The following is a 25,631-nucleotide window of genomic DNA, read 5'->3' as shown; positions in this document are numbered from 1 at the left end:
ATCTTGTATGGGCTTGATTGGAGTGGCTCGCCTGCTTGTAGGCGGCCTCATACCCACAGTGTAGCCGCTCCACGCCCGGGCGCTGCGCGCAGGCGAGCCGGTCAAGCGCGCTTCTTCAACAGGGTTGACCTCCAATGAATATCTGCTGGAACCGCATCCGCCTGGCGCTGGTCGCCCTGGCCTGCGTCGGCCTGTCGGGCTGTGACTGGGTGCTGCTGGATTCGAAGGGCATGGTCGGGCTCGCCCAGCGCGACCTGATCCTGATCTGCATCGGCCTGATGCTGATCGTGGTGATACCGGCCATCGTGCTGACCTTCGTGTTCGCGTGGCGCTACCGCGCCGGCAACACCCAAGCGAAATACACGCCGGACTGGTCGCACTCCACCAAGGTGGAGATCGTGGTCTGGGGCGTGCCGCTGATCATCATCGCGGTGCTGGCGGTGATCGTGTGGAAGTCCACCCACGAGCTGGACCCCTACAAGCCGCTGGACGTGGCTGGCGAACCGCTGCACGTGGACGTGATCGCCACCGACTGGAAGTGGGTGTTCGTGTACCCGGACCTGGGCATCGCCACGGTCAACCAGCTCAACTTCCCGGCCAATCGTCCGCTGGCATTCAACATCACCTCCAACTCGACGATGAATACCTTCTTCATCCCGCAGCTGGGTGGGCAGATCTACGCGATGGCCGGCATGCGCACGCAGCTGCACCTGATCGCCAACGAACCCGGCCAGTTCCGTGGCATGTCCGGCAACTACAGCGGGCATGGCTTCTCGAACATGAAGTTCATCGCCACTGCCAGCAGCAACGAAGACTTCGAGCGCTGGGTGGCCGAAGTGCGCAGCGCGCCGGACGCGCTCAGCTTCACGCAGTTCAAGGCGCTGGCCGCGCCGTCGAAGAACGCACCGGTGCAGCACTTCTCCAGTGTTGAACCGCTGCTGTTCAAGAAGGTCATCGACCAGTTCATCGGCGTCGGTGAGAACACCGCTGCGGCTACCCCGGCGGGCGCTGCCGGCGGTGCCCAGGTTTCCCAGGAGTAACGAACATGTTGGGTAAATTGACGTGGGAGGCCGTGCCGCTGCACGAGCCGATCGTCGTGGTCACATTGGTGGCCATGGTGCTGGGTGGCCTCGCGCTGCTTGGCGCGGTGACGTACTTCAAGCTGTGGGGCCCGTTGTGGCGTGACTGGTTCACCACCGTGGACCACAAGAAGATCGGCATCATGTACGTGGTGGTGGCGCTGGTCATGCTGGTGCGTGGCTTTGCCGATGCGCTGATGATGCGCGCACAGCTGGCCGCGGCCGGGCCAGGCAGTGACGGCTTCCTGCCGCCCGAGCACTACGACCAGATCTTCACCGCGCACGGCGTGATCATGATCTTCTTCGTGGCCACCCCGTTCGTGGTCGGCCTGATGAATATCATCGTGCCGCTGCAGATCGGTGCGCGCGACATGGCGTTCCCGTTCCTCAACGCCTTCAGCTTCTGGATCTTCGTAGTCGGCGCAGCGTTGATGATGATCTCGCTGGGCGTTGGCGAATTCGCCATGACCGGCTGGGTCGCCTATCCGCCGCTGTCGGGCATCGAGTTCAGTCCAGGCGTGGGTGTCGACTACTACATCTGGGCATTGCAGGCGTCCGGTGTCGGCACCTTGCTGACCGGCGTCAACCTGTTCATCACCATCCTGCGCATGCGTGCGCCGGGCATGACCCTGATGAAGATGCCGGTGTTCACCTGGACCGTGCTGGTCACCAGCGTGATCATCATCGCCGCCTTCCCGATCCTGACCGTGGCGCTGGGTGCGCTCACCCTGGACCGCTACCTGGACTTCAACTTCTACACCAACACATTGGGTGGCAACCCGATGATGTACGTGAACCTGGTGTGGGCCTGGGGCCATCCGGAGGTGTACATCCTGGTGCTGCCGGCGTTCGGCATCTTCTCCGAAGTGACCGCCACGTTCGCGCGCAAGAAGCTGTTCGGCTACAAGTCGATGGTCGGTGCCACGCTGGCGATCGGCATCCTGTCGTTCATCGTCTGGCTGCACCACTTCTTCACCATGGGCTCCGGTGCCAGCGTCAATGCCTTCTTCGGCATCATGACGATGATCATCGCCATCCCCACCGGCGTGAAGATCTTCACCTGGCTGTTCACCATGTACGGCGGCCGCGTCGAGTTCAGCGTGCCGATGCTGTGGACCATCGCCTTCCTGGTCACCTTCACCATCGGTGGCATGACCGGCGTGCTGCTGGCCATTCCGGGCGCGGATTTCCTGCTGCACAACAGCCTGTTCCTGGTCGCGCACTTCCACAACACCATCATCGGCGGCGCGCTGTTCGGCTACCTGGCCGGCTTCGCCTACTGGTTCCCGAAGGTGTTCGGCTTCACCCTCAACGAGCGCCTGGGCAAGTGGTCGTTCGCCTGCTGGGTGATCGGCTTCTACCTGGCCTTCATGCCACTGTACATGCTCGGCTTCATGGGCATGACCCGCCGCATGAACCAGTACGACAACCCGGCGTGGACGCCGTACCTGATCGCCGCCTTCATCGGCGCGCTGTTCGTGTTCGCGGGCATCATCCTGATGCTGGTGCAGATCTACGTGAGCGTGCGCGACCGCAAGCGCAACCTGGACCTGACCGGCGACCCGTGGAACGCACGCACGCTGGAATGGGCCACGCCGTCGCCGCCGCCGTTCTACAACTTCGCCGTGGTGCCCAAGGCCGATGAGCTGGACGCCTTCCACGAAGCGAAGAAGCGCGGCCTGCCGCCGCCGCCGAAGAAGTACGCACCGATCCACATGCCGAAGAACACCGGCGTGCCGCTGATCCTCAACATCTGGATCCTGGTGCTGTGCTTCGCCCTGGTCTGGCACATCTGGTGGATGGCCGCGGCCAGCTTCATCGCGATGATCGTGACCCTGATCGTGCGGTCCTACGACGAGGACGTGGACTACTACGTCAGTTCCGAAGAGGTGGCGCGCACCGAAGCGGCCAGCCTGGCCAAGTTGAAGGAGGTACGCGCATGAACCTGTTGACCCGCCCCGAGCTGGCCAGCGACACGCAGGCGCACGAGGACCACCACGAGCACGACCACGGCCACGAACAGGGCGGCATGAAGGTGTTCGGCATGTGGGTCTACCTCATGTCCGACCTGGTGCTGTTCGGTTCGCTGTTCGCCTCGTACGCGGTGCTCAGCACCGCCTACGCCGGCGGCCCCACCGGCAAGGAGCTGTTCTCGCTGCCGTTCGTGATGGCCGAGACCTTCCTGCTGCTGGTCTCCAGCATCACCTACGGCCAGGCCGTACTGGCGATGCATCGCCACGACACCTCGGCGGTGCTGCGCTGGCTGGGCGTGACCTTCGTGCTCGGTGCCTCGTTCATCGGCATGGAGATCTACGAGTTTTCGCACCTGATCCACGAAGGCGCGGGCCCCAGCACCAGTGCCTACCTGTCGGCGTTCTTCGCGCTGGTCGCCACCCACGGCCTGCACGTGGCCAGCGGCCTGATCTGGATGGCGGTGGTCATGCACCAGGTCTACCGCCGTGGCCTGACCCCGACCAACATCACCCGTGTGTCGTGCCTGAGCCTGTTCTGGCACTTCCTGGACCTGGTGTGGATCTGCGTCTTCACCTTCGTCTATCTGATCGGAGCCTTCTGACATGGCCCACGTCGAAACCTCGCGCGCCGGCAATGCGCACGGCTCCGCCAAGTCCTACCTGATCGGCTTCGTGCTGTGCGCGCTGCTGACCGTGGTGCCGTTCGCGCTGGTGATGAACCCGGTGCTGTCGCGTCCGCTCACGCTGTTCCTGCTGGTCGGCTTCGCGGTGGCGCAGATCCTGGTGCAGCTGGTCTATTTCCTGCACATGGACCGCAAGTCCGAAGGTGGCTGGAACCTGGCCAGCTTCGTGTTCACCCTGGTGATCCTGTTCATCATCGTCGCGTTGTCGGTGTGGATCATCTGGAGCATGCACTACCACATGATGATCAACTGACCGTGGCCGGGGTGATCGGCACGGATCGCGCGATCACCCCGGCACCTCAGCCCTCTTTTCCCCCAAGGGCAGGCCTGACCGAGACCCCGCCCGCATCTGCGTTGGTGGTACCCGTGAAGCGTCCTGCTGCTGTTGTCCGTTCGTTGTTCTCTCCCCGTTTCCGCCTGCCGCTGCTGGCAGGCCTGGCCATCGGCCTGCTGGCTGGCTGCAGTGCGCAGTCGCGCATGGACTTCTACTCCAAGGACATCGCCTGCGAAGAACTTGGCCAGCAGTGGTCGATGCCCGACAGCCACGGCACCGTGCGTGGCCCGAAGGACCTGCAGGGGCAGGTGACCTATCTGTTCTTCGGTTTCACCAGCTGCCCGGATGTGTGCCCGACCACCATGGTCGAGCTGAGTCAGGTCAAGCACCTGATGGGCAAGGATGCCGACCAGCTGCAGGTGGTGTTCGTCAGCGTCGACCCGGCGCGTGATACGCCGGAGGTGACGCGCACCTATGTGGAAGCCTTCGACCCCAAGGCGATCGCACTGGTTGGCAACGAAGCGCAGTTGGCCGCGATGGCCAGCGACTTCAAGGCGTTCTACGAGAAGGAACCCGGCCAGGTGCCGGAGACCTACACCATGAGCCACATCGCGGGCGGCTACGTGTTCGACCGCCAGGGCCGCCTGCGCCTGTTCGCGCCGTACGGCATGCCGGTGGACAAGCTGTTCTCCGACGTGCAGCGCCTGCTGCTGGAACCGGCCCATCCAGCGGCAGGTAACGACGCACTGGCCAGCTGCAGCCGCAAGCACAGCGACGCGTTCGCCGCCCGCTGACGCCACCTCTACCGCGGTGGGTGCCGACCTTGGTCGACACGTGATGCATGAGTCCGGTGGGTGCCGACCGTTGGTCGGCACACCCTGACACCAATCCCCCGGCCGGCCAGGAGAGCCAACCGGCCAGGGGCACCACTCAACGCCTTACTTGGTCTCTTCCCACTGCACCACGTCCGGCTCGGTCGCGCGGATACCGGCGATGGACAGCAGCCTGGTGGTCGCATCCAGCGCCGCGTTCACCGACGGGTACTCCACGATGGCCTGGCCTGAAGCCTTGGAGACCTTCACCACGGTACCGCCAGTGGCGGCGGCTGCGCGCTGGGCCGAGGCTGCATCGGTGAAGAACACCTTGACCCGCGAGGTCGCCACCACCGGCGCGCCGTCACGGGACACCGCCGCCGCGAACTTGCCGGCACCGGCATCAGCAGGCGCGGCGGTGGCGCCATCCAGCGAACGCTTGGTACGCGCGCTGGTGGTCGCCGCTGCCTGCGGGGTGATCGTGAACTGGCCGCCGCTGGCCTGCTTTACCGTTGCCGAGGGCGACAGCTGGAAACGCGTGCCGCCCACGTCGAATGTGCGGCCGGTAGCGGATGCCTTCAGTTCCTGCGCATCCACGGTCGACAGGGTCCTGGCCGGAGGGGTCTGCCCCGAGCTCTGTGCCCAGGCAGGGGAGGTCATCACCGCGAAGGTGAGCGTGCTCAACAGAATGGTCGTCTTCATCATCAGTGCCCCAGAACGCGGATCTTGAAGAATTCGAGGTTGCCACGCGATGCAGCGGTCGCGGCCTGCCCCATGTCGGTCACTTCCAGCGTCCAGGTGCCCGTGGCGTTCTCATCCAGGAAGGCATTGCTGGACAGCAGGTCCCAGCTGGTGAAGTTGCTCTGCGCGCCACCCGTGCCCGAACCGATCGCGGTGAACGCCGGCTGCACCACGCTGCGCGTGCCGCTGGGCGACACCAGCACGAACTGCAGCTGGCGCGTGTTGCGGTGGTTGACCCGGAAGCCCAGCTGCACGCTTTCGATGTTGCGCGCGCCGTTGGCCAGCTGGAAGGTCAGGCGTGCGGCGGCGGCCGAGGTGTTGCCGATGGCCACGGTACGCGTGGTGTTGCGCCAGCCGCTGTCGACCAGCGCACCGAGCGACTGGAAGTTCTCGGCCACCTGCACCGCGCGTGCAGCGTTGACCACGCCGAAGCCATACCAGTTGCTGTAGGCACGGCCGGCAGCATTCACCGTCCAGCCCGGCACCAGCGTGCGGCCGTCGGCCAGCGTCACCGCCGGCTGGTTCGGGTGGTTGCGGGTGGCGGTGGTAGCCAGGATGTACTTCACATCGCGATAGGACAGGTTCGGATTGGCTTCCAGCACCAGCGCCGCCACGCCCGAGACCATCGGCGCCGACGCCGAGGTGCCGTTCATCTTGGCGGTGTAGTTGCAGGTGCTGTCGATGGCCGACAGGTTGCTGTCCAGGGTGTTCTGGCGGTTGGTGTTCTTGTTGCTGCCCTGCGCGCACCCGGTCACGTCGGTGGTGACGATGGCCGGGTCGTAGGCGCGTGCCACCAGGCCGGGCGCATACTGCGCCTGCAGGCCGTACTCGCCGCCAAAGGCCGACACCCACAGCGCCGAGCCGGTGGACGAATACGACGAGCGCACGCCATCGGCGCGCACCGCGCCTACGGTGATGACGTTGAACAGGTTGTTGCGCGGGTCGCGGCCAGCCGGCACGCAGCCGGTGTTGCGGTTCTTGGTGTCGGTGGTGCAGACATCCTGGGTCTGGCTGATCGAGGCATTGTTGAAGTTGTTGCCGGCCGACTTCACGTAGATGCCGCCGCGGCCACCGCGCGTACCCGACAGCGCCTGCTCGTACGAACGAATCGTGTTTTCGCTGTACGCCAACGGCAGGTTCGGATTGCCCGGGCCGGCGCCCCAGCTGTTGTTGAACACCTGCACGTCGGCCGACTCCGCGCCGTCCCACCAGGCGTACTCGATGTTGCTCTGCTGGTTGCCCAGGGCCGAGCGCGAAATCGGGTTGAAGCCCTTCAGCGTCGCCGCCGGCGCCACACCGCGCACGCCCAGGTTGTTGGCGCCCACCGCGCCCGCAATGCCGCCGACCATGGTGCCGTGGTTGTCGACATCCGGGTTGGTCGGGGTGGGGTTGTTCGAGCCATTGGTGAAGTTCTTGCCGGCCACCGCCGCCACGTTGGCGGCCAGGTCCGGGTGCGCGATCTGCAGGCCGTCATCGACGATGGCGATGGTGACGCCCTGGCCACGGATGCCATTGCGGAACAGGCCATCCACGTTCAGGTCGTTGCCGGCCACCGGCAGTGTGTCAGCCGGGACAGTCTGCCCGGTGTTGAGCAGGTGCCACTGTATCCCCGCCAGTGGATCGGCCTGTTGGGCCTGGGCGGTGACGGCCAGGCTGCCCAGCACCAGGGCAGTGGCGAGGGCCAGGCGCGCAGAGCGCGGTGGCGCGGAGCGTTGCGTGTGTCGCTTCATACACGAATCCTTCTGTTGTGAATCGGCATGGCAGGACGGCGGGGCGGATCTGCCCCATCGCAACGAGCCAAACGCGACACAACGAAGAACCCCCTACCTCTTCACACACCCAATCTGCAGATGTGCCGATTGCGTCACAAACGCTTATGCCGCGGGGTAATGACGACTGCCGAGCCCCGCATCTGGTGGACGCCAACCTTGGTTGGCCCGCATATCCACGCATGGCGTGGATCTACCATGTGTCATCGCGCGCCCTCACATCGCGCTGTGCTACTACAGCCCGTGCACCCTTCCGCACGGAGCACGATGATGGTCAATCCGCTCGCCCAGGCTCATCGCGGCCTCGGCACCACACTGTTCAGCCTGTTGAACCCGATACCCTTCGGTTTCTTCGTCGGCGCACTGATCTTCGACGCGATCTACCTCAACAGCGCCGAGGTGATGTGGGGCAAGGCAGCCGCCTGGCTGATCACCTTCGGCCTGCTGATCGCCATCGTGCCGCGCCTGATCAACCTGTTCGCGGTCTGGCGCCGCAACGGCACGGCCACCCGCATCGACCGCATCGACTTCTTGCTCAACCTGGTCGCGGTGGTGCTGGCCATCTGGAACGCCTTCGTGCACAGCCGCGATGCGTACGCCGTTGCGGTGCCGGGCACGATCCTGTCGGCGCTGACCGTGGCCCTGATTGCCCTGGGCCTGATCCTGCTGTCACTGCAGCCGCCGGTGCTGCAGGGAGGCCGTCATGGCTAAGCACATCCTGCCCACCATGGGCGCCCTGGCGCTGGCCGTGATGCTGTCGGCCTGCGCCGGCAAGGCTGAATACCATCCCGCCGACCAGTCGGGCCCGCAGCCGCCGCTGCCCAAGCCGGCCAACTTCCTGATGCCGCCGATGCAGGTGCCCAAGGGCGTCGGCTGGGCTGATGGACAGACCCCCACGGTGGCCGAGGGCCTGAAGATCGAGCGCATCGCCGCCAACCTGCAGCATCCGCGGCGCCTGCTGACCCTGCCCAATGGCGATGTACTGGTGGTGGAAGGCAACGGCCCCGGCGAAGAACCGGTCACCACGCCCAAGCAGTGGATTGCCGGCAAGGTCAAAGCGCGCTCGGGCAAGGCCGGCAAGGGCGGGAACCGGGTCACCCTGCTGCGCCGCGCGCCGGGAACGAACACGTGGACCCAGCATGTCTACATCGAGGGCCTGCATTCGCCGTTCGGCATCCAGCTGATCGGCGACACGCTGTACGTGGCCAACACCGGCAACATCATGCAGTACCACTACGTGCCCGGCGAAACCCGCATGTCGGACAAGGGCCGCGAGTTCACCGACCTGCCCAGCACCATCAACCACCACTGGACCAAGGAACTGCTGGCCAGCCGTGATGGCCGCAAGCTGTATGTGGGCGTGGGCTCCAACAGCAACATCACCGAGAACGGCCTGGCCGTCGAATACCGCCGTGCGGTGGTGCTGGAAGTGGACGTGGCCACCCGCGGCAGCCGCATCTACGCCTCGGGCATCCGCAATCCGACCGGGCTGGACTGGGAGCCGAGCACCGGGAAGCTGTGGGCTGTTGCGAACGAACGCGATGAGATCGGTGCCGATCTGGTGCCGGATTACCTTACTTCGGTGAAGGAGGATGGCTTCTACGGCTGGCCCTACAGCTACTACGGCCAGCACGTGGACGAACGCGTGCAGCCGCAGCGGCCGGACCTGGTGGCCAAGGCGATCACACCGGACTACGCGATCGGCTCGCACGTGGCGCCGCTGGGGTTGCTGTTCTACACCGGCCAGGCACTGCCGGCGCAGTACCACGGCGGTGCCTTCATCGGCGAACACGGCAGCTGGGACCGTTCACCGCTGAGCGGCTACGAAGTGGTGTACGTACCATTCAAGGATGGCAAGCCGACCGGGCGGCCGCAGACCGTGGTCAGCGGCTTCACCTCGAAGGACGAGAAGACCCTGATGGGTGCACCGGTGGGGATGGCCATGGATGCAGAGGGCGCGCTGCTGGTCGCCGACGACGTGGGCGACGTGGTGTGGCGGGTCTCAGCCAAGTAGCTGTGTAGCGTCGAGCCACGCTCGACTGCTGTGGATCCGGCCTTTGTAGAGCCGAGCCCATGCTCGGCTTACGCGCGCAGCGCGCGGGTTTCCGTGCACCGAGCGAACAGCAGCCGAGCGTGGGCTCGGCTCTACAGTTCCGCAGTACTGCTGCGGAACCCGCTGAACACCGACTCGGCGGCAAATCCCACGCCGCCCAGCAGCACGCCGAAATACACCACCGTTGCCACTACGAAACCATAACCGGCCGCCACCGCCGCGCCATCGCGCTGGATGAAGCCAATCGCAAACGACATCAGCGCCAGTGCCGGCAGCGTGTTGCTGAAAGGAATCGGCCCGGCCGGCGCCATCAGCAGCAGGGTCGCAAACACCAGCATCAGGTTGTTGAGGCGCATCATCTTCTTCGAGCGCACCATCACCGCCAGCCGCATCGGCCGCGACAGCCGCTCCATGCGGTGCACCCACTTCAGCGCACGGCCCAGGTTGGCCTTCAGCTTGTCGGTGGCGATCTCGCGGCGCGCCAGCTTCTGCGGCACCCACAGCGGGCGGTCGCGCACACGGCTCAGGCCGATCAGCAGGATCGAGGCGCCAAAGACGGTGCTCAGCCCTGGAATCGACACCGGGATGATGAAGATGGCCGAGAGCAGGATCACGATCAGCAGCAGGCCCTCATCGCCCAGCGCGCTGAGCAGGGTGCCGACGCGCACCTGGTCGCCGGGCAGCTCCTCGATCATCTGCTCGATCTGCTGGGCCAGGGGCGCGCTGTCATTGGTTTCGGGGGCACGGTAGGTCATGCGTCGCAAGGTTCTCCAGGGAAGGGCGGTCAGCGGGCCGTCCTGCGGTGGGGGACGCACAGGCTCCCGCAGTATCCCGGCCAACGTGGGCAAAGAGGTGAACCGGGCATGAGGGGGTAAACTGGCGTGCCCCGCACGAGTTGAACGCAATGGACATGGGCCGCAGGCAATCGACCATCGAACTGGTCGCCATCGACATGGATGGCACCCTGCTGGACCCCAGCCACACGCTCACCGCCCGGGCCAAGCAGGCCATCGCGCAGGCGCGCGCGCTGGGGGTGCACATCGTGCTGACCAGTGGCCGCCCGGTTCCCGGCCTGGCACCGTTCCTGCACGAGCTGGGCATCACCGGCGACGACGACTACTGCATCGCCTGCAATGGCGGCCTGGTGCAGCGCATCGGCACGCGCGAAACCGTGGTCGAGTATCCGCTCAGCTTCGACGACTTCCTGTTCTGCGAGCAGGTGGCCCGCGAAGTGGGCGTGCACTTCCAGGCGCTGGACAGCCAGCGCATGTACACGCCCAACCAGGACATCAGCTATTACACCGTGGCCGACTCGCATCTTTCGCGGATGCCGCTGTCCTACCGCCGCGTGGAAGACATGGACCCGTCGATGTCCTTCATCAAGCTGATGATGATCGACGCGCCCGACGTGCTGGATGCCGCCATCGCGCGCCTGCCCAGCGAACTGACCGAGCGCTTCGCGGTGCTGAAGAGCGCGCCGTTCTTCCTGGAAGTGTTCGACCACCGCGCCGGCAAGGGCCCGAGCCTGCAGAAGCTGGCCGAGCACCTGGGCATCGACCGTGCCCACGTGATGGCCATCGGCGACCAGGAGAACGACCTGACCATGCTGCAGTACGCCGGTACCAGCGTGGCGATGGGCAATGCCATTGATGCTGTGAAGGCGGTGGCGCGGTTTGAAACCAGCAGCAATGCTGACGAAGGCGTGGCGCGCGCCATTGAGCGTTTCGTCCTGCAGTAACCGCGCGTCCCTATGCTCTGGTAGGTGCCAACCTCATCCGCCCCGGTGGGTGCCAACCTTGCTTGGCACACGAGCGCCGACCAAGGTCGGCCCCCACCACGCCGGGGCTATACCCACGTATAACCCACCCATCCCCACCGCCATTGGCGCTGTACCACGGTGCAATGGCGGATGCGGCAGTGCGATGCAAGAATTCCGCACGTCGAAATCACCCCACCGAATCCCACGGCAGATGATCGTCTTCCTCTGCCACTGACCGGCGCGCACTGCGCCGTCACCCCCAACGCAACCGCATCGCCAGCCAGGGCGCCGACACCGGTGCTGCAACGCGCTGGGCGTGCGCCTGCGCCGCTCTCTCCCTGCACCCTGGATCTGCCCATGAACATCCCACCCACGACACGCCTCGCCCTGGCCATCATCGCGGCCATCACCGCACCTGCGTACGCCGCAGAAACGCACGATGCCGCGCACGACACGCCCACTACGCTCAACGCCCTGCAGGTCATCGCCACACCGCGCGGTGCGGCCGTGGCACCGACCCAGGTGATCGGCCCCAACCGCTACATCATCAAGGCCGAAGACCTCGACGCGATGGTCACCGGCAACAACGGCCTGGCCATGCTGAAGCAGGTACCGGGCGCCAGCTACACCGCCACCGACGGGCTGGGCCTGGATATCTCCGCCACCAGCCTGTTCGTGCGCGGCTTCCGCATGAACGAAATGGGCATCACCTTCGAGGGCGTGCCGCTGAACGACAACGGCTTCCTCTCGCTCACCGGCACTAGCGTGGTGAACGTGGGCGTGCCCGATGGTATCGGCGCGATCACGGTCAGCCCTGGCGGCGCACCGGTCAGCGTGTTCTCCAGCAGCGTCAACGGCGGCAGCCTGGAATACCGCCTGCGCGAGCTGCAGGACACGCCCAGCCTGCGCGTGAAGCAGGGCGTGGGCAGCAACAGCACGTTGGTCACCACCGTATCCGGGCAGAGCGGCCAGCTCGGCGAGCAGGGCCCGAAAGTGCTGGTCGACCTGCAGCGCGTGTCCGCCGACAAGTACCAGGGCGAGGGCACGCAGAACTTCCTGCGCGGCGACCTGAAGCTGCAGCAGGACGTCGCCTGGGGCGATTTCACCGTGTTCCTGTCCGACAGCAAGGCCAAGGTCTGGGGCTACAACAACATCTCCTTCGACATGATCCGCAAGCTGGGCTGGAAGGCCGACATCTTCTATCCCGATTATGCGTGGGCGTGGTACGTGGCCTCGCCGGAAAACGCGGACAAATCCTGCGGCGCCTGCACCTGCGGTGAGCTGTCCGAACTGATTCCGTACGACACCGGCCAGACCACCCGCGACCGCGTGTCATCGATCAACCATCGCTTCCAGATCACCCCGGCGCTGAGTGGCAACGTGCAGCTGTACAACGCCAACAGCCACACCCAGGCCACGCTGACCGACCCGACCGTACCGTCGCCCAACGGCGCACCGTTCTCCGAACAGGTACAGACGCCGCGCCTCAACCGCCTGGGCGGCATGGTCAACCTGCAGTTCGAGACCGGCGCGCACACCTTCACTGCCGGTTTCTGGCAGGAGAAGAGCAAGGCCGCGGCCAAGACCGAGTGGTACCAGCAGCCACTGCTGGGCGAGGGCCCGCCGCTGAAGGCCACCGGCCCGTTCGACGTGTACGGCCCCGCGTTCAAGACCGACAACGCATCGAGCTGGGTGACCCGCTCGCGCCAGTTCTACCTGCAGGACGACATCGTGCTGAACGACACGCTGAAGCTGGGTGTCGGCTTCAAGGCCGTGGACTTCCGCACCCGCGGTGGTGGCCTGGGTGATGCCAAGGACCGGCCGGTGAACGGCACGCTGCGCGCGAAGAGCAACTTCCTGCCGCATGTCTCGCTGTTCTGGAGCCCGACCGAATCCACCGATGCCTTCATCGACCTGGCCAATACCATGAACGGCTACCGCGTGGCCCAGCGCGGCAACATCGGCTACACCGCCTCGGCATGGACCATCACCGACCAGGAAGAGTTCGACCGCGTGGCCGGCACGCTGCGCCCGGAGAAGAACTGGAACCTCACCGTAGGCGCGTCGCATCGCTTCGATCGGCTGACGATCACCGGCGACGTGTTCTACAACGACATCCGCAACCGCCTGCTGTCGGCCGCCATCGGTACCCAGTTCGCGCAGATCAACACGGTTCGGCTGATGCCGAAGATGCATGTGATCGGTGCCGACCTCGGCATCACCGCCGACCTGACCAACCACCTGCAGTTCTATCTGGGCGTGGCCGTAGCCCGTTCGTACTACGACAGTGATTTCGTGGTGGGCGACACGGTGTACCCGATCAAGGGCAATGCCCAGCCGGGCTACCCGCAGATCTCGCTGGTCAGCGACCTGTCCGCGCACTTCGGTGACTGGCGCTTTGGTGCAACCAGCACCTCGTACCTGCGCCAGCCTTTCACCTACGAGAACGACATCCGCGTGCCGACCTTCTGGCAGGTCAACACCTATGCCGCCTACCGCTTCGGTGCAGACAGCGCCGTGCCCGGCCTGGAGCTGCGGCTGGACGTGAGCAACCTGTTCAACCGCCACAACATCGGTACCGCCACCATCGCCGGCTCGTCGTTCTCGGGGGATTACCAGACCCTGCAGCGCAGCGCGCCACGGCAGCTGATGTTCAGCACCTCGATGGCGTTCTAGGTAGATCCACGCCATGCGTGGATGCACTTGGCGGCCCCCCAAACCCACCTGGCCCCCCTTGGGCAATCAACAGGGATTTTCTGGCGGCGACGCAAGGTTCCCACAATGTTGCTGGGTCATTCTGTTGGCATGGCACAGCAGACCCCGCCAACCCGGTTGTTCGGCATCCGAGGCCCAGTACGGCCCCGGCAAGCGCTGTCCGTGGCGCTCGCATTCGACCTGCGGGCCGAATACCAGTTCTGGCAGGTCTACGAACGCATGGTCCGCCCGCTACCCGGTGGCGGGCTGCCTCAAGCGTGGCTGGTGTGCCAGAAGGTGTATCGCGACCGTTGGCAGCACCCGGACGACAGCGACAAGGCGGCGTTGTCGCGGGTGCTGTTTGGCGGGAACATGACGGCTGGCCGGGCGTCGGAGCTGGCGGAGCTGCACGCGCTGGTCAGCCGTCGGGTGGCGCTGCTGGCGAAGCGGGGACGGTTGCATTCGGCAGCCTGATGCCTGCCCTTGGTGGGGTCGACTGTTAGTCGACCGCTCTTCGCACCCGGCCGCAGGAGGACACGCGCAGTCAGCGTCTATTCGACTCGGGCGAACATACCAAGGTGATTCCGTCTTCCGGGTATGCCTGGGGAAAGCGGTTGTTTTCACGACACCATGTCGCGGCGGGCGGCGATAGCCATTCGATCAGCGTCAGAATCTCATCGTGGTGCCCGCGCAGGTTGCAGGCGAGGATCGGTTCGTGATGGGCGATGCGGTTGCGTAGCACGCGTATGCGAGTCAGCGGTCCCGAAAAGCTCCTCCTCTTCAGTCCCCTGGGCGCACTGGGGTCCGCAATCCGGTGAAGGATCTGCTGCCAAAGGGCCTCGTAGTCCTTGTTGAACATTGTTGTCCAGAAACTGAAGGTGAGACTGGCGACCACACCGCCTGCTGTTACCGTCTTTCCCGATCTGACCAATTCGTTGACGGCTTTGGCGACCTGCTCGAGTTGATGAGCAACCTTCAGGGCGCCAGCGCCTCGGCCGTACCACGCCTCGCCCTTGGCCTGGGTCAGAACGGTGTGGATGCGGTTTCGCAGTGCCACTTCCAACGTCTGCAGTGGTGCGTAGAGGCTTTCAGACAAGTGGGTATTGCATCCATACAGGGCGATGGCTCGGCTACGGTCGCCCCCCGCCCAATCCAGGTAGCGGCCAAAGCGCTCCAGGGAAAGGGCTTCTTCGAATCTGTCATGGCTCATCGCTGCCTGGACGCCTCCACTGATGCCGATTGCAGTGTGCCGCCGTGTGGGGTACGGTGGTCAGGTACACCCCGGTACCGTCTCTGTCCTTCTGGGCACGCGGCCGGGGTATTTTTTTGATTGTTGCTGCTCCCGTGCGGACGAGGGCTCCCGGCAATCAGGCTCATGCATTTCCCCGATCCAACTGCCGGTAGCCAATCGCCTCAGCCAGATGCGCGGTCTGGATACCCTCGCAACCCGCCAGATCCGCAATCGTGCGCGCCACGCGCAGAATCCGGTGCATCGCCCGTGCGGAAAGCTGCAGACGTTCGATCGCCTGCTCAAGTAGATCCTGATCGGCCTCGCTCAGCTTCGTGCACGCCCGCAGCGCCGCCGGCGGCAGATGTGCATTGAGCCCGCCACGTGCCTGCTGCCGGGCATGGGCGGCTTCCACCCGTGCACGTACCGCAGCACTGGGCTCACCCAGTGGCGTGCTCTCCCGCAGCTCCACCGCGTCCATTCGCGTTACGCCGATGTGCAGATCGATGCGGTCCAGCAACGGACCGGACACCCGCGCACGGTAGCGGTTGATCCGCTCGTCGCTGCACAGGCAACGGTTGCTGCGGTCACCGGCCCAGCCGCACGGGCAGGGATTCATCGCAGCCACCAGTTGGAACCGCGCGGGGTACTGCACGCTGCGCGCCGCGCGGGCGATGCGGATGTGGCCGGACTCCAGTGGCTCGCGCAGGGTTTCCAGCGCGCTGCGGTTCCATTCTGGGAGCTCATCAAGGAAGAGGACTCCATGGTGGGCCAGTGATATTTCACCAGGGCAGGGCGGGTTGCCCCCACCCACCAGCGCCGCCGCACTGGCGCTGTGATGTGGCGCCCGAAAGGGCCGCTGCCGCCATCGTCTTGGGTCCAGCCCTTCGCCACTCACCGACGCAATCGCGGCAAGCTGCAGCGCCTCAGTCTCTTCGGTATCCGGCAACAGGCTGGGCAGGCGCGAGGCCAACAGAGTCTTGCCGCAGCCAGGACTACCGATCAACAACAGATGGTGCCCACCGGCAGCGGCCACTTCCAACGCGCGCCGTGCGTGCGCCTGCCCGCGCACGTCGGCCAGATCCGGCAGCGGCAACGGCGTCGTGTCCACGCGCTCTACGGGTGGCAGCAGGCGCGGATTGCCCAGCCCGGCGCAGCATTCCAGTAGCGTCCGCGCCACACGCACGTCCGCGTGCTCGGCCAGCGCCGCCTCGGCGGCATTGCCCGGCGGCACCACCAGGATGCGCCCGGCTTCAGCGGCCGCGATCGCAGCCGGTAGTGCACCGGCCACCGGCCGCAGTTCGCCGTTCAGGCCCAGCTCGCCCAGGAACTCGTACTGCAGCAGCGACTGCGGATCGACCTGGCCACTGGCCGCCAGAATGCCCAGCGCGATGGCGAGGTCGTAACGGCCGCCTTCCTTGGGCAGGTCGGCAGGCGCCAGGTTCAACGTGATGCGCCGCTGCGGAAAGTCGAAGCGTGCGCAGAGCAGGGCGGCACGGACGCGCTCGCGGGATTCGCGCACGCTGGTCTCGGCTAGGCCAACGATCTGGGTGACAGGCAGGCCGCCAGAGAGATGCACTTCCACCCGCACCAGTGGGGCATCGACCCCGGCGCGGGCACGGCTGTGGACCAGCGCCAGGCTCATGTGTGGTTTCCTGCGGAGGGATGCTTGATGGTGCGGCAGGCGTTCGGCATGGCGCCATCGGGCATTGCGGGTGAGACGCCTAGGGGGATTCCTGCAGACCGTTGGAGTGCGCCTGCGCGCTTCGTAGCGGCCTGTGTTCGCGATCGAGTGTCGGAACTCAACCGGTATGACGTGGAACAACGCCGGGGAATAGGCCGTTGCCGCTCGCCCGGGCCGGCCTTTCACCTCACTGGATCTGCGCCCGGGAGACTGCGGAATTCCAAGAAAATTCCCTATGAAGTGCTTTTCGTACAGGCATTTACATTTCACCGGAACTACAGACATTTACTTGAAAGTAAGCAAAAGGGGCGCTAAAATTCACCCAACACACCCGCCAAGCCTCTGACGCGCCAGTTCGCGACATGCTCAAATTGGCGGGTTTTTTTTGCCCGCTGATTGGAGTCAGGATGACTCACTACCGCAAACCACCCCTGTCGATTCAGGAGCAGTTGGATCTCCTCCAGCAGCGCGGGCTGGCCATCGGCGACGCCGCCAATGCCAAACGCTATCTGCAGTGTGTTGGCTACTACCGCCTCATGGGCTATCTCTACACACAGCGTGTGCCCGGTAGCGACAGCTTCCGAGCTCAAGCGACATTCGAAGAAGCGGTCAGTCTCTATGAATTCGATAGGGCCCTTCGAGACCTGGTAATGGAGGCCGTTGGCCATATCGAGGTCGCAACGCGGACCGTGCTCACGTACCACTTTGCCCATGCCTATGGCGCCTTCGGACATTTGGAGCCGCGCAATCTGGCATTCACCGGGCAAGAGTATGCGGATTGGCTCGGCGGCGTCGAAAGTGAAGTGACGCGCTCCAAGGAGGCGTTTATTCGGCACTACAAGGACAAGTACGCCTCACCCGCATTCCCCAGAGTACCGATCTGGATGGCGACAGAAGTCATGTCGCTCGGCTCGCTTTCTCGCTTCTACAAAGCGCTGCACTCCAGAGAACAGAAGGCTGTTGCGGGGGAGATGCTGCTGGCCGCGCCAGTCTTCGCAAACTGGCTGCATGTCACCAGCGTGGCGCGAAACGTCGTTGCACACCACAGTAGGTTATGGAACAAGGAGCTCGGTGTTTCGGCAGTTCGCCCACGGTCGGCAGGATGGTCTGAGCGCGAGGCGCCATACGCACCGAATCGTTGCTTCTTTCTGTTGCTCCTGCTTCGCAGACTTTTGGAAGCGACGACCGCTGATTTCAGGGATTGGCGTGAACGTGTCGATACCCATCTCTCGGCTGGCCTGACGACCGAAGTCCGAACGAGAAGCATCGGGGCTGCGACTGGATGGCAGGACCATCGCCTTTGGCGCGGGTAAGTCCCAGGAGGCGCTGCTTTCTCCAGACATTTGTTGCGAATGGGCCGATTGGGGGGGCGGTCAATGGCGGCCCAGCACCCCAAACAGACACCGCTGCTCATCAAGCACCAACCCATTGAAGCGCCCAAACCGAGCCTCAACCCACGAAGGCCCCGCACTTTCCACCAGCAATCGCCCCTGGCTCTGGTGCAGATCCAGCCAACGCTCGAAGCTGATGCGCAGACGTTCGATGTCCGGCGCCCGCCAGCGTGCATCGGCGGGCATGCGGATCAGCACGCGCGAGGGCGCGTTCTCCACCTCCATCACCAGCACGCCCTTGCATTGGATCTCGAAGGATGTCGCCCCGGCATGGCGCGTGTGCAGTTCAAAGCCCTCGAGTGCCTTCGCGGTCACGAAGCCGAGTGCATCACTGTGCAGCAGGCGGTAATCGGCCGGCTGCAGCTTCTGGTAGGCCCACACCTGATCGCCCGCGGGCCCGGGCCACTCCACCCACATCGCGCCGATCACCGCGATGCACACCGCCGCAGCGGCCAGGCCGTGCATCTTCATTCGTCACCCCGCACACAGGCAGAAAGGTCCGCGCCATAAGCGCGCTCAGTCCTTGGGTCGCATCCGCTCGTGGATGAAGGCGGTGAGTGCCAGATCGGCCATCACCAGCCCCTCCATCACCCGGTCGCCGACGTACTGCTCCGGCTCACCGTTCTGGCGCGTGCGCTCGGCCGCCAGCAGGATCTCTTGCACGATGCGCTGGCCGGTGAGGGCGCAGTCGGCGTCGGACAACGCCATCTGCCGGCTGCGCAGGTGGTGCCGCTCGGGCCAGGGCTGGCCGTCGGCCGCAGCGCCCGCGCCGATGGCGTGCAGGATGGCGATGAGGCTGTTGGGGGCCAGGGCCGCAGCGGCCGAGGGCGCTTGCTGGATCGGGCGCGGGGGAGGGGAGTGCGGCGTGGTCATGGCAGGCTCCGTGCATGCAGGCAGAAGCCGCCACCGATAAAGGTGGCGGGCAGAGCGTGGCTCGAAAACCGGTGTGTGATGATCGCCGGTGGGCACGAGGCCCCCACGCCCCGCCCGCCATAGCCGGCAGACGGATTGCCAGCCGGCACCACGCAAGGTGATGCCGGCTGGCAAGCGCAAACTTCATCACAACAACGGGTTTTCGAGTCCCGGCCACCGATGCACGGTGGCGCAGTAACGATTACCTGCTGTTGTGCGGAATGCCAACGGGTAGGGGCAATGCCGCCAAAACCCGAGACGCTTTTGGCATTATCGCATAGCACCGGAAGCGGCGAGAGCCTTGGCGTGCTAGGCGGAATGGCACTTCTGGAACGGAGTCGTCAGAACCTTCCGTCAGGGATGCAAGGCGCGGCAAATGCGACAGCACTCGCCCATCGGGCACGCGTGATCGCTCATGCAACCGAACCGCTGCGACACCCGCTGGATGGTTTAAATGACTTCCTGCCTATTGAACCCACCGAGTGCCACGCGCAATCTGACTACTGCTGTAGTTACTCAACGCCGTCCTGCCCGCAGCAGGAAGGTTCTGCGGCGTTCGACTGGATTCCACCCACTGGCGCAGGCCAAACAAGGACCACTGTACGTGTCACGCCGCAGCCGACTGCTTCTCTGCGCGGGTCTGATCCCGCTTCCGTGGTTCCTGTTCTGGACCATCGTTGCCGCCGTGTTCGCGCCGGGCTACAACCCACTTGCACAGCACGCCAGCGAGTTGCTGCAGGCGCCAACGCTTGCAAGCATCTGCGGCAGGATCGCGGCTATCGGCTCCGGTATGGGCTTCGTGGCGTTCTCCATCGGGGTATGGCGGGAGTCCGGCCGCCGGATTGCCGTAGGCGCAATCTGCTGGTTGGTCTTTGGCATTTCCATGCTGACCAACGGGCTCTGGCCCATGGGCCATCCGATGCACGGCTTCTACACCATCGGTATCGCAAACATCATTGCACCGGCGATGTCGCACATCGAACTGAGCGCGTGGTCTGCCAACCGAAGGGCGTACGCCGTGACCGCTGCGGTGAGCATCGCGGGCATCGTCTATCTCTGGTTGAACCTGGTGGGGGCGGATCCGGAGGGGTTCAGAGGGCTGACCCAGCGCGTGTTTTCATCGATCAACTCGCTGTGGCCGTTCCTGGTTGCGTGGTACCTACTGCGAAGGGATTCAAGCGCGCTGAAGGCGGAGCCTGCGCATTGATGGAAGGGTATGTTGCACTTGGGCGATGATTGAGCGTGCGGAGTTGAGAGCAAGATGAGAATTTTTCGCCGCCAGCTGATCTACGTCCAAGTGCGCCAGGACCATTTTATTGCGCGCTTGGTCGGTGGAGACAGGACCATCCGTCGCCAGTGTCATGCCCTTGGCAATCGCGCGGGTCCTATCAAGGACTTTTCGAATATCCGGCCCCTGCTCAAGGCGATCTTCTCGGAACTCATGCCCGGGTTCTCTTTCGTCAAGCCGTGGGGGATTCTCCACTTTGATCCGGTTGAGTACCCGGTTACGAAGGAGGAACTGGCGGGGTTCCAGAAGGCTGCCATGCAAAGCGGCGCGAGCTTCTGCTTTCTCTCCACGTGGGAGCAGCGGCATGAGGACAGGGATCTGTTGGAGATGCTCAAGTGAGGCTGGCTCAGAAGTTATTTCAGGGCCAAACCGCTTCGTGATTGGGCGTGGTTGAAGTATTGCGAGCGTCTGTTTCTGGCCGGAAGCAGACATCAGCACTGCGTAGGCGTTAGTCCGGTGCTATTCTCCGCTTTCGACCCAAAGCAGACATTCTCCTCCGATGCCGCGAGCTGTCATAACTGCCCTGCTAGGTGAAGGTGACGACGCCGGATCCGAGGCTAAGTTCAATGCCGAGTGGGAGCTTGTCGAACAATGGTTGGACCGCTGGCGAGACAACATGGCTACCTGCCCCGAAAACTTTGAGGGGTGCGGTTGTTGCTTCGTGTATTGGGAAGTGGATGCACCGCAGTGTGCGCTAGAGGAGATTCCTTCTCATCTCTTGACCGGCACGTGGTGGCTGACAACCAACGTCCACTTCTGGCCGAAAGCAGACGTGACGGCGCGAGGCAGCGCGACCAAAAATGCTAGAGTCCGCTATCCACCCAAAGCGGACATCTGCACATCTGCGTGCTGCGGTCGTTGAACTTGGCCCGGGGGGCTATTCGCTTGGTTGTTAGCCGGACTCAGTCGGCCTAATATTGAGCGGGAGCCAAGGGGGAGCTCACAATGCACTGTAAAAGTAATCGTGGCTCTGTCTATCTGGAAATAGGCTGTAAAAGGGGAATCTTTTGCTAATTGAAAGTGCTTTCTCAATGCTTCCGGAGTCAGTTGCTGGCTTCGGCTTCCAGCGCGTTCGAAGGGAAGCAAACGTGGTCGGAAGTTTTTCGTTCTCCCTTCTGAACGCGCTGCATGCCAAGAATATTCTCGATCCAATCCAAAGAATGCAACTGGAGAATAGCTATGGGACGCAGGCAGTTCCGCTACCCGCAGGGGCAGTCAATAGAGATTGCGATATTTTTCTGGACTATGGCGGCTCAAAATTGGGAACAGCCCGTCTAGCGAACTATGGTTGGCGCTACAGAAACTATGTTGAAGGAAAGTTCTTCAAATCCTACCGCCGGACAGCCAGCGGGCAAGATACTCGCGCTTCGGCCAACTCTGCAGAAGCTGTGGCTGATCTAATCCGGTTGATCGCCTTGGTTCCTGAGCCTCAAGCGCAACTGAACCAGCCCCATGCCAAGACGTCTTCGGCACGCTATTTTCTTTGCTTGTCTGACTATCCGCCATCTATATTTATCAACAAGTACTTAGCTGATCTTTACTCCACCTTTGAAAAGCCAGGTATAAGCACATCCATTACGCTAGACCTAACTTCTGGCAAAGCTTTAAAAGCTTTCTCAAACAGGGTTGGAGCGGGCTTTGGCTGCCTCAACGTCAACATTTCTCACGCGACTTGTTTTTCCCACTACCCGCTGGACCCGACAGCTCCGGACTCTATCTGGATGCTTCTAATTAGAATTGATAGCGCTTCAATCACGATGTCCACCGGTGGTGGCGTGCAATCATTCAATCTTGGGTTGAACAGGGAGATCACACAGTCAGCCCCCGGCTCGTACGCAGCCATTCGTAATTTTGTAGCTACTCACGTGAAGTGACGGCTATCAATTAGTCCAAGCCGAAGCTGCTTCGCGGCTCGGCTTAGTTCGACAGTTCTGAACGTAGGCTGCTGGCCCAACGGTGCCTTGCGACTCAAAGTGGACGCCAGCTCAACTGTCCTCAGTTCGGGGCGGGATATCGGCAAGCTGATTCGGTCCCCAGCTCCTCGTCTCCATTTCGTTCGGTCCTTGCCTAGGTCAAGAACGCCTGCGCGTGAGAAGCAGAATGGCGCATCGCGCGGGATCTGCCTCCGTAGCACGCACATTATGCGACTCCATAAGGATTCTCGGTCAACTAGGCGATGTGCTCTTCTTGGGAAAATTGAATCCCTCAGTGCGCCGTGTCGTCCGGGACCAGAATGTGGGTGATCGATGCTAGTGGATGAAAGTCATCGGTCAGCCGCAGCGTGCTGACCTGCCCGTCGGACTGCAAAGTGTGGTGTGCCGCCGTGGGAAAGTGGCGAGGATCGAGCGGATAAAGTGCACGCGGGTTGTGGAAGATATCCAAACCTTCCGACCACGTTTCCCAATAGTCCTTGTCGACCTGGTGCGCGAACGAAGTTGGCGCGGCGGCATTGGGGTCCGGATTCAAGGCGAAGCCTTCTCGGATCATCTGTACGCGATGCGATCCGAAGCCTGCCACGAAGCCCATGCGGTTGAACTTGGACAAGGTCGCGCTGTTGTTGAATAGCACGGCGCTAACATTCTCAGCCTCGGGTTGGTCAAAGAAGCCGCTCGGAATGATCTTCTCGCCCCATCGGTGCTCGGTGACGCGGCGCGGTTCAATAACTAAGCGACCTTCTGCGTCGTAGTGCCAGTCGTGGTCGTAGCCATAGAGGTAGATGCCCAAGCCCGAGCGGGCACGGACCATCGACTGCGGTGCGTGAAAGTCCTGGATCGCAAATAGCAGGGGCTTACCAGCGACGTGCGGCAAGGTCCAATAGCGCTTGCGCAGCTTCGCCGTGAGCGGACCGCCGAACTTGATCGGCATCCACTGCTTAAGGTACGCCGCGATCTCCTCGTCTGTATCGACCGGCGGAGGGGGCACGCGCTGCCCTTGTGCATCCAGCGTGGGGTTGACCGTGGTCACCTCGATGGCGAGTTCGCCGTTGCCGTCATTGGCTAAGTAATCCGGGGCTGTGCCCTCATGGCGAACGACAAAGCCGTTCTCGACCAACAGCGCGAACACGTACAGTTCCATCAGCCGAGCATCGAAGGCGGCGGACTGGAACTGCTCGACGTAGTTACCATCGATGTCATCGTGCCAGCGCATCATCGCGCTGATGAGATCGCGCGCCGGGCTGTAGCCTTCGAGGTCTCGCAGATTCACGAAGCTCGGGTCAGCGCGCACCTCGGGCACGCGCGGGGCGAAGAAGTCCACGGCGCGGCGCGGTTCGTCGCCCTGACACCGCTCTTCGTCAAGGCGGGCCAGCAGCCCCGGCGCCTGCTCGAGCAACGCGGCTGCAGCAGCCTCGGGGTTATCGAAGAAATTCGTCCCGTGAATCCAGCGAAAGCGCTCGACCAAATCGCGTGCCAGAAAGGCGCCCTGGTACTCGCCGTCGACAAGCTCACGCAGCACCAAGCCGAGCAGCCGGCCATCGCCCGATTCGTACCAAGCGTACTCGTCTACCAGATGCATCGCCGGCCCGATGCGGCAGTAGGCAGCCAGGGCCTCGAAGCGTGCGCGGCTAATCGGTCGCATGTGTAAGCCACTCAGGAGGAAGGAGCTGCCGCCAAGTTGCGTCGGCCAGGTCGTGGGAAACGCGGCACGGACTCCGAAAATATCACATTGCGGCCTTGGCTTGGCAGCGCCGAATAGCCCGGCCGGAGCCGGCGAAGTCAATCATCATTGTGATAATGGCCATTCCGCGGCGATGCGCAAGGACCATCCGGAAGTCGACTGTTGGCGCATACTCATAGCAAGCCAAGGGCCGCTATTGACCGAAAGCAGACGTTTTCACGCCATCAATTGATGATCTCCCCACTCCCCGAAGCAACAAACGCCTTCAACTGCCGGACGAACTCCGCGTCATACAGCTCCCACTCCACAATCTCCCCCACCACCCGCAACGGCTGCGCGCTGCGATACGACCGCGTCGGGTTCCCGGGAAACTTCTTGTTGGTCACGTTCGGGTCGTCTTCAAACGGCCCGGTCGGCTCCACCACATACACGCGCGGCCGCCCTTCACCCCGGGCCATCTCCGCAGCCAGCCCGGCGCCCTTGGCAATGGTGGTGAAGTAGATGTGGTTCATCACCACGCTGTCGCGATAGTTGGAGCGGAAGCCTGCGCTCAGCAACTCGCCCACCGCCAGGTCAGCGCGGGTGCCGTGGTAGAACGGCCCGGCGACCTGGTCGCAGGTGTCATGCGAAACGGGTGTCCATTCGGTGTCCTGCGCCATCGGCACTGCCCCTGCATGTCCTGCCGGATCGACAGGCCGGCGAGTCTAGGGCGCCCGGTGGGCCTTGCTGCAAGGCCCCATCCGGGAAATAATCTGTAAACGGGGGCGCGGTGCGCCTCCTTTTTTCATTCTGCGGCGCCGCGCCCTTCCAGCTCGCGCACGGCCGTTTCCAGCGCATCCAGCTTTTCGCGGGTCTTCAGCAGCACGGCGCGCTGTACTTCGAACTCCTCGCGGGTGACCAGGTCCAGCTTGGCCAGGCCGGCCTGCAGCGCGCTCTTGAAGGTGGCCTGCAGTTCCTCGCGCGATTCGCGCAGGCCCGGCGGCACCAGGTCGCTGAGGCGACGGGCGAGGTCATCGATTTGGTTCAGGTCGATCATGGGGTGCTCCGTGGGGGTGGGCCCGTGCATCCGGCGCGGGCAGGCCAGTCGGGCACAAGCATACTGCCGGCACCCACTGCCCGGACAGGCCGCAGCGGCTTCGCACGGGCCGCGTTCAGGCGCTATCCTCCACGCCGGAAGACAGGAGATAGACGATGAAGATGGTCATGGCGGTGATCAAGCCGTTCAAGCTCGACGACGTGCGCGAAGCGCTGGCCGAGCGTGGGGTCACCGGCATCACGGTGACGGAAGTGAAGGGCTTTGGTCGCCAGAAGGGCCATACCGAGCTTTACCGTGGCGCGGAGTATGTGGTCGATTTCCTGCCGAAGGTGAAGCTGGAAGTGGCGGTGACCGATGACCAGGTGGAGGCGGTGGTTGAGGCCATCGTGAAGGCTGCCGGCACCGGCAAGATCGGGGACGGCAAGGTGTTCGTGTACGACCTGGGCAGCGTGGTGCGTATCCGTACCGGTGAACTGGACGCGGACGCGTTGTAAGTGCAACGCAGGATGCGCGAACGCGACTGGTCCCGGGAACACTTCTGGGTAGAGTCGACTGTTAGTCGACTATCGCGCACAGCGCGGGCATTTCGGTCACGGACGGGAAGAGCAGTCGACTAGCAGTCGGCTGTACCCCGTCAGGC

At 63.8% G+C, this 25,631-nt stretch carries 25 protein-coding genes; 15 read left to right on the top strand and 10 right to left on the bottom strand.

Annotated elements, in window-relative coordinates; all coding sequences use genetic code 11:
- Positions 1 to 134 precede the first annotated feature (134 nt).
- From cyoA to ROV95_RS01780, 5 genes are all read left to right on the top strand, one after another.
- Positions 135 to 1,040 (top strand): ubiquinol oxidase subunit II, encoded by a 906-nt coding sequence (cyoA, locus tag ROV95_RS01800; RefSeq protein WP_312542554.1) that lies wholly within the window; start codon positions 135 to 137, stop codon positions 1,038 to 1,040.
- Between the two features lie 5 nt (positions 1,041 to 1,045).
- Entirely contained in the window at positions 1,046 to 3,022 is a 1,977-nt protein-coding gene (gene cyoB, locus ROV95_RS01795) for a cytochrome o ubiquinol oxidase subunit I (RefSeq protein ID WP_308305699.1), read from the top strand.
- On the top strand, positions 3,019 to 3,654 hold the full coding sequence (gene cyoC, locus ROV95_RS01790) for a cytochrome o ubiquinol oxidase subunit III (RefSeq protein WP_005414759.1): 636 nt from the start codon (positions 3,019 to 3,021) through the stop codon (positions 3,652 to 3,654). Before cyoB ends, cyoC begins: the two co-directional genes overlap by 4 nt.
- Position 3,655: 1 nt before the next feature.
- Entirely contained in the window at positions 3,656 to 3,988 is a 333-nt protein-coding gene (cyoD, locus tag ROV95_RS01785) for a cytochrome o ubiquinol oxidase subunit IV (protein ID WP_227844535.1), read from the top strand.
- Positions 3,989 to 4,131: 143 nt separating this feature from the next.
- Positions 4,132 to 4,803, top strand: coding sequence for an SCO family protein (locus tag ROV95_RS01780; RefSeq protein WP_312543790.1), 672 nt, complete (start codon positions 4,132 to 4,134; stop codon positions 4,801 to 4,803).
- A 144-nt stretch (positions 4,804 to 4,947) separates the two neighbouring features.
- On the opposite strand, the gene ROV95_RS01775 is transcribed toward ROV95_RS01780, so the two are convergent.
- Both ROV95_RS01775 and ROV95_RS01770 read right to left on the bottom strand, forming a co-directional pair.
- A complete protein-coding gene (locus ROV95_RS01775; protein WP_197576016.1) occupies positions 4,948 to 5,526 on the bottom strand; it encodes a DNA breaking-rejoining protein in 579 nt (192 codons plus the stop codon).
- On the bottom strand, positions 5,526 to 7,292 hold the full coding sequence (locus ROV95_RS01770; RefSeq protein ID WP_049441989.1) for a S8 family serine peptidase: 1,767 nt from the start codon (positions 7,290 to 7,292) through the stop codon (positions 5,526 to 5,528). Before ROV95_RS01770 ends, ROV95_RS01775 begins: the two co-directional genes overlap by 1 nt.
- Before the next feature lie 309 nt (positions 7,293 to 7,601).
- On the opposite strand from ROV95_RS01770, the gene ROV95_RS01765 reads away from it, so the two are divergent.
- Together ROV95_RS01765 and ROV95_RS01760 are read left to right on the top strand one after the other, a co-directional pair.
- Positions 7,602 to 8,042, top strand: a complete 441-nt coding sequence (locus ROV95_RS01765) for a DUF2231 domain-containing protein (RefSeq protein WP_021201954.1) — start codon at positions 7,602 to 7,604, stop codon at positions 8,040 to 8,042.
- A complete protein-coding gene (locus ROV95_RS01760; RefSeq protein WP_188249700.1) occupies positions 8,035 to 9,345 on the top strand; it encodes a sorbosone dehydrogenase family protein in 1,311 nt (436 codons plus the stop codon). The genes ROV95_RS01765 and ROV95_RS01760 overlap by 8 nt, the downstream gene beginning before the upstream one ends.
- A 131-nt stretch (positions 9,346 to 9,476) precedes the next feature.
- Here the strand turns inward: ROV95_RS01760 and ROV95_RS01755 are convergent, their stop codons facing one another.
- Positions 9,477 to 10,139, bottom strand: a complete 663-nt coding sequence (locus ROV95_RS01755) for an exopolysaccharide biosynthesis protein (RefSeq protein WP_312542531.1) — start codon at positions 10,137 to 10,139, stop codon at positions 9,477 to 9,479.
- Positions 10,140 to 10,288: 149 nt separating this feature from the next.
- Between ROV95_RS01755 and yidA the strand changes: the two genes are divergently transcribed.
- The 3 genes from yidA (at position 10,289) to ROV95_RS01740 (ending at position 14,311) form a co-directional block, all read left to right on the top strand.
- Complete coding sequence (yidA, locus tag ROV95_RS01750; RefSeq protein WP_312542529.1) at positions 10,289 to 11,122, top strand: sugar-phosphatase; 834 nt, start codon at positions 10,289 to 10,291, stop codon at positions 11,120 to 11,122.
- A 378-nt stretch (positions 11,123 to 11,500) separates the two neighbouring features.
- Complete coding sequence (locus ROV95_RS01745) at positions 11,501 to 13,819, top strand: TonB-dependent receptor (RefSeq protein ID WP_312542528.1); 2,319 nt, start codon at positions 11,501 to 11,503, stop codon at positions 13,817 to 13,819.
- Positions 13,820 to 13,924: 105 nt separating this feature from the next.
- On the top strand, positions 13,925 to 14,311 hold the full coding sequence (locus ROV95_RS01740) for a hypothetical protein (protein WP_312542526.1): 387 nt from the start codon (positions 13,925 to 13,927) through the stop codon (positions 14,309 to 14,311).
- A gap of 70 nt (positions 14,312 to 14,381) precedes the next feature.
- On the opposite strand, the gene ROV95_RS01735 is transcribed toward ROV95_RS01740, so the two are convergent.
- Positions 14,382 to 15,047 (bottom strand): Abi family protein, encoded by a 666-nt coding sequence (locus ROV95_RS01735; RefSeq protein WP_312542523.1) that lies wholly within the window; start codon positions 15,045 to 15,047, stop codon positions 14,382 to 14,384.
- A 163-nt stretch (positions 15,048 to 15,210) separates the two neighbouring features.
- Positions 15,211 to 16,710 carry a YifB family Mg chelatase-like AAA ATPase gene (locus tag ROV95_RS01730; RefSeq protein WP_312542521.1) on the bottom strand — a complete coding sequence of 500 codons (1,500 nt, stop codon included), beginning with the start codon at positions 16,708 to 16,710 and terminating at the stop codon, positions 15,211 to 15,213.
- Between the two features lie 446 nt (positions 16,711 to 17,156).
- Here ROV95_RS01730 and ROV95_RS01725 point away from each other — a divergent pair, with 446 nt between their 5' ends.
- A complete protein-coding gene (locus ROV95_RS01725; protein WP_312542519.1) occupies positions 17,157 to 18,062 on the top strand; it encodes an Abi family protein in 906 nt (301 codons plus the stop codon).
- Positions 18,063 to 18,122: 60 nt separating this feature from the next.
- Here the strand turns inward: ROV95_RS01725 and ROV95_RS01720 are convergent, their stop codons facing one another.
- Both ROV95_RS01720 and ROV95_RS01715 read right to left on the bottom strand, forming a co-directional pair.
- A complete protein-coding gene (locus tag ROV95_RS01720) occupies positions 18,123 to 18,611 on the bottom strand; it encodes a cold-shock protein (protein ID WP_312542517.1) in 489 nt (162 codons plus the stop codon).
- A gap of 45 nt (positions 18,612 to 18,656) precedes the next feature.
- A complete protein-coding gene (locus ROV95_RS01715) occupies positions 18,657 to 19,013 on the bottom strand; it encodes a hypothetical protein (protein WP_154331316.1) in 357 nt (118 codons plus the stop codon).
- Between the two features lie 643 nt (positions 19,014 to 19,656).
- Here ROV95_RS01715 and ROV95_RS01710 point away from each other — a divergent pair.
- The 3 genes from ROV95_RS01710 to ROV95_RS01700 all read left to right on the top strand — a co-directional run bounded on the left by ROV95_RS01710 (position 19,657) and on the right by ROV95_RS01700 (position 22,214).
- Complete coding sequence (locus tag ROV95_RS01710; RefSeq protein WP_312542513.1) at positions 19,657 to 20,259, top strand: DUF998 domain-containing protein; 603 nt, start codon at positions 19,657 to 19,659, stop codon at positions 20,257 to 20,259.
- Positions 20,260 to 20,313: 54 nt separating this feature from the next.
- The gene (locus tag ROV95_RS01705) at positions 20,314 to 20,679 is read left to right on the top strand and encodes a hypothetical protein (protein WP_312542510.1); all 366 of its coding nucleotides are present in this window, start codon (positions 20,314 to 20,316) and stop codon (positions 20,677 to 20,679) included.
- Between the two features lie 749 nt (positions 20,680 to 21,428).
- On the top strand, positions 21,429 to 22,214 hold the full coding sequence (locus ROV95_RS01700; protein WP_312542507.1) for a hypothetical protein: 786 nt from the start codon (positions 21,429 to 21,431) through the stop codon (positions 22,212 to 22,214).
- 331 nt (positions 22,215 to 22,545) lie between these two features.
- On the opposite strand, the gene ROV95_RS01695 is transcribed toward ROV95_RS01700, so the two are convergent.
- From ROV95_RS01695 to ROV95_RS01685, 3 genes are all read right to left on the bottom strand, one after another.
- Complete coding sequence (locus ROV95_RS01695; RefSeq protein WP_312542504.1) at positions 22,546 to 23,916, bottom strand: hypothetical protein; 1,371 nt, start codon at positions 23,914 to 23,916, stop codon at positions 22,546 to 22,548.
- Between the two features lie 263 nt (positions 23,917 to 24,179).
- Entirely contained in the window at positions 24,180 to 24,614 is a 435-nt protein-coding gene (arr, locus tag ROV95_RS01690) for an NAD(+)--rifampin ADP-ribosyltransferase (protein WP_065178851.1), read from the bottom strand.
- A gap of 125 nt (positions 24,615 to 24,739) precedes the next feature.
- Entirely contained in the window at positions 24,740 to 24,991 is a 252-nt protein-coding gene (locus ROV95_RS01685; protein WP_005411375.1) for an accessory factor UbiK family protein, read from the bottom strand.
- Between the two features lie 155 nt (positions 24,992 to 25,146).
- Here ROV95_RS01685 and ROV95_RS01680 point away from each other — a divergent pair, with 155 nt between their 5' ends.
- Complete coding sequence (locus ROV95_RS01680) at positions 25,147 to 25,485, top strand: P-II family nitrogen regulator (protein WP_005411374.1); 339 nt, start codon at positions 25,147 to 25,149, stop codon at positions 25,483 to 25,485.
- Positions 25,486 to 25,631 lie beyond the last annotated feature (146 nt).

The sequence above is a fragment of the Stenotrophomonas maltophilia group sp. msm1 genome, from assembly GCF_032025805.1.
Classification (GTDB): domain Bacteria; phylum Pseudomonadota; class Gammaproteobacteria; order Xanthomonadales; family Xanthomonadaceae; genus Stenotrophomonas; species Stenotrophomonas hibiscicola.
The sequence above is the reverse complement of the archived record's forward strand: the minus strand, read 5'-3'. Positions and strand labels throughout refer to the sequence as shown.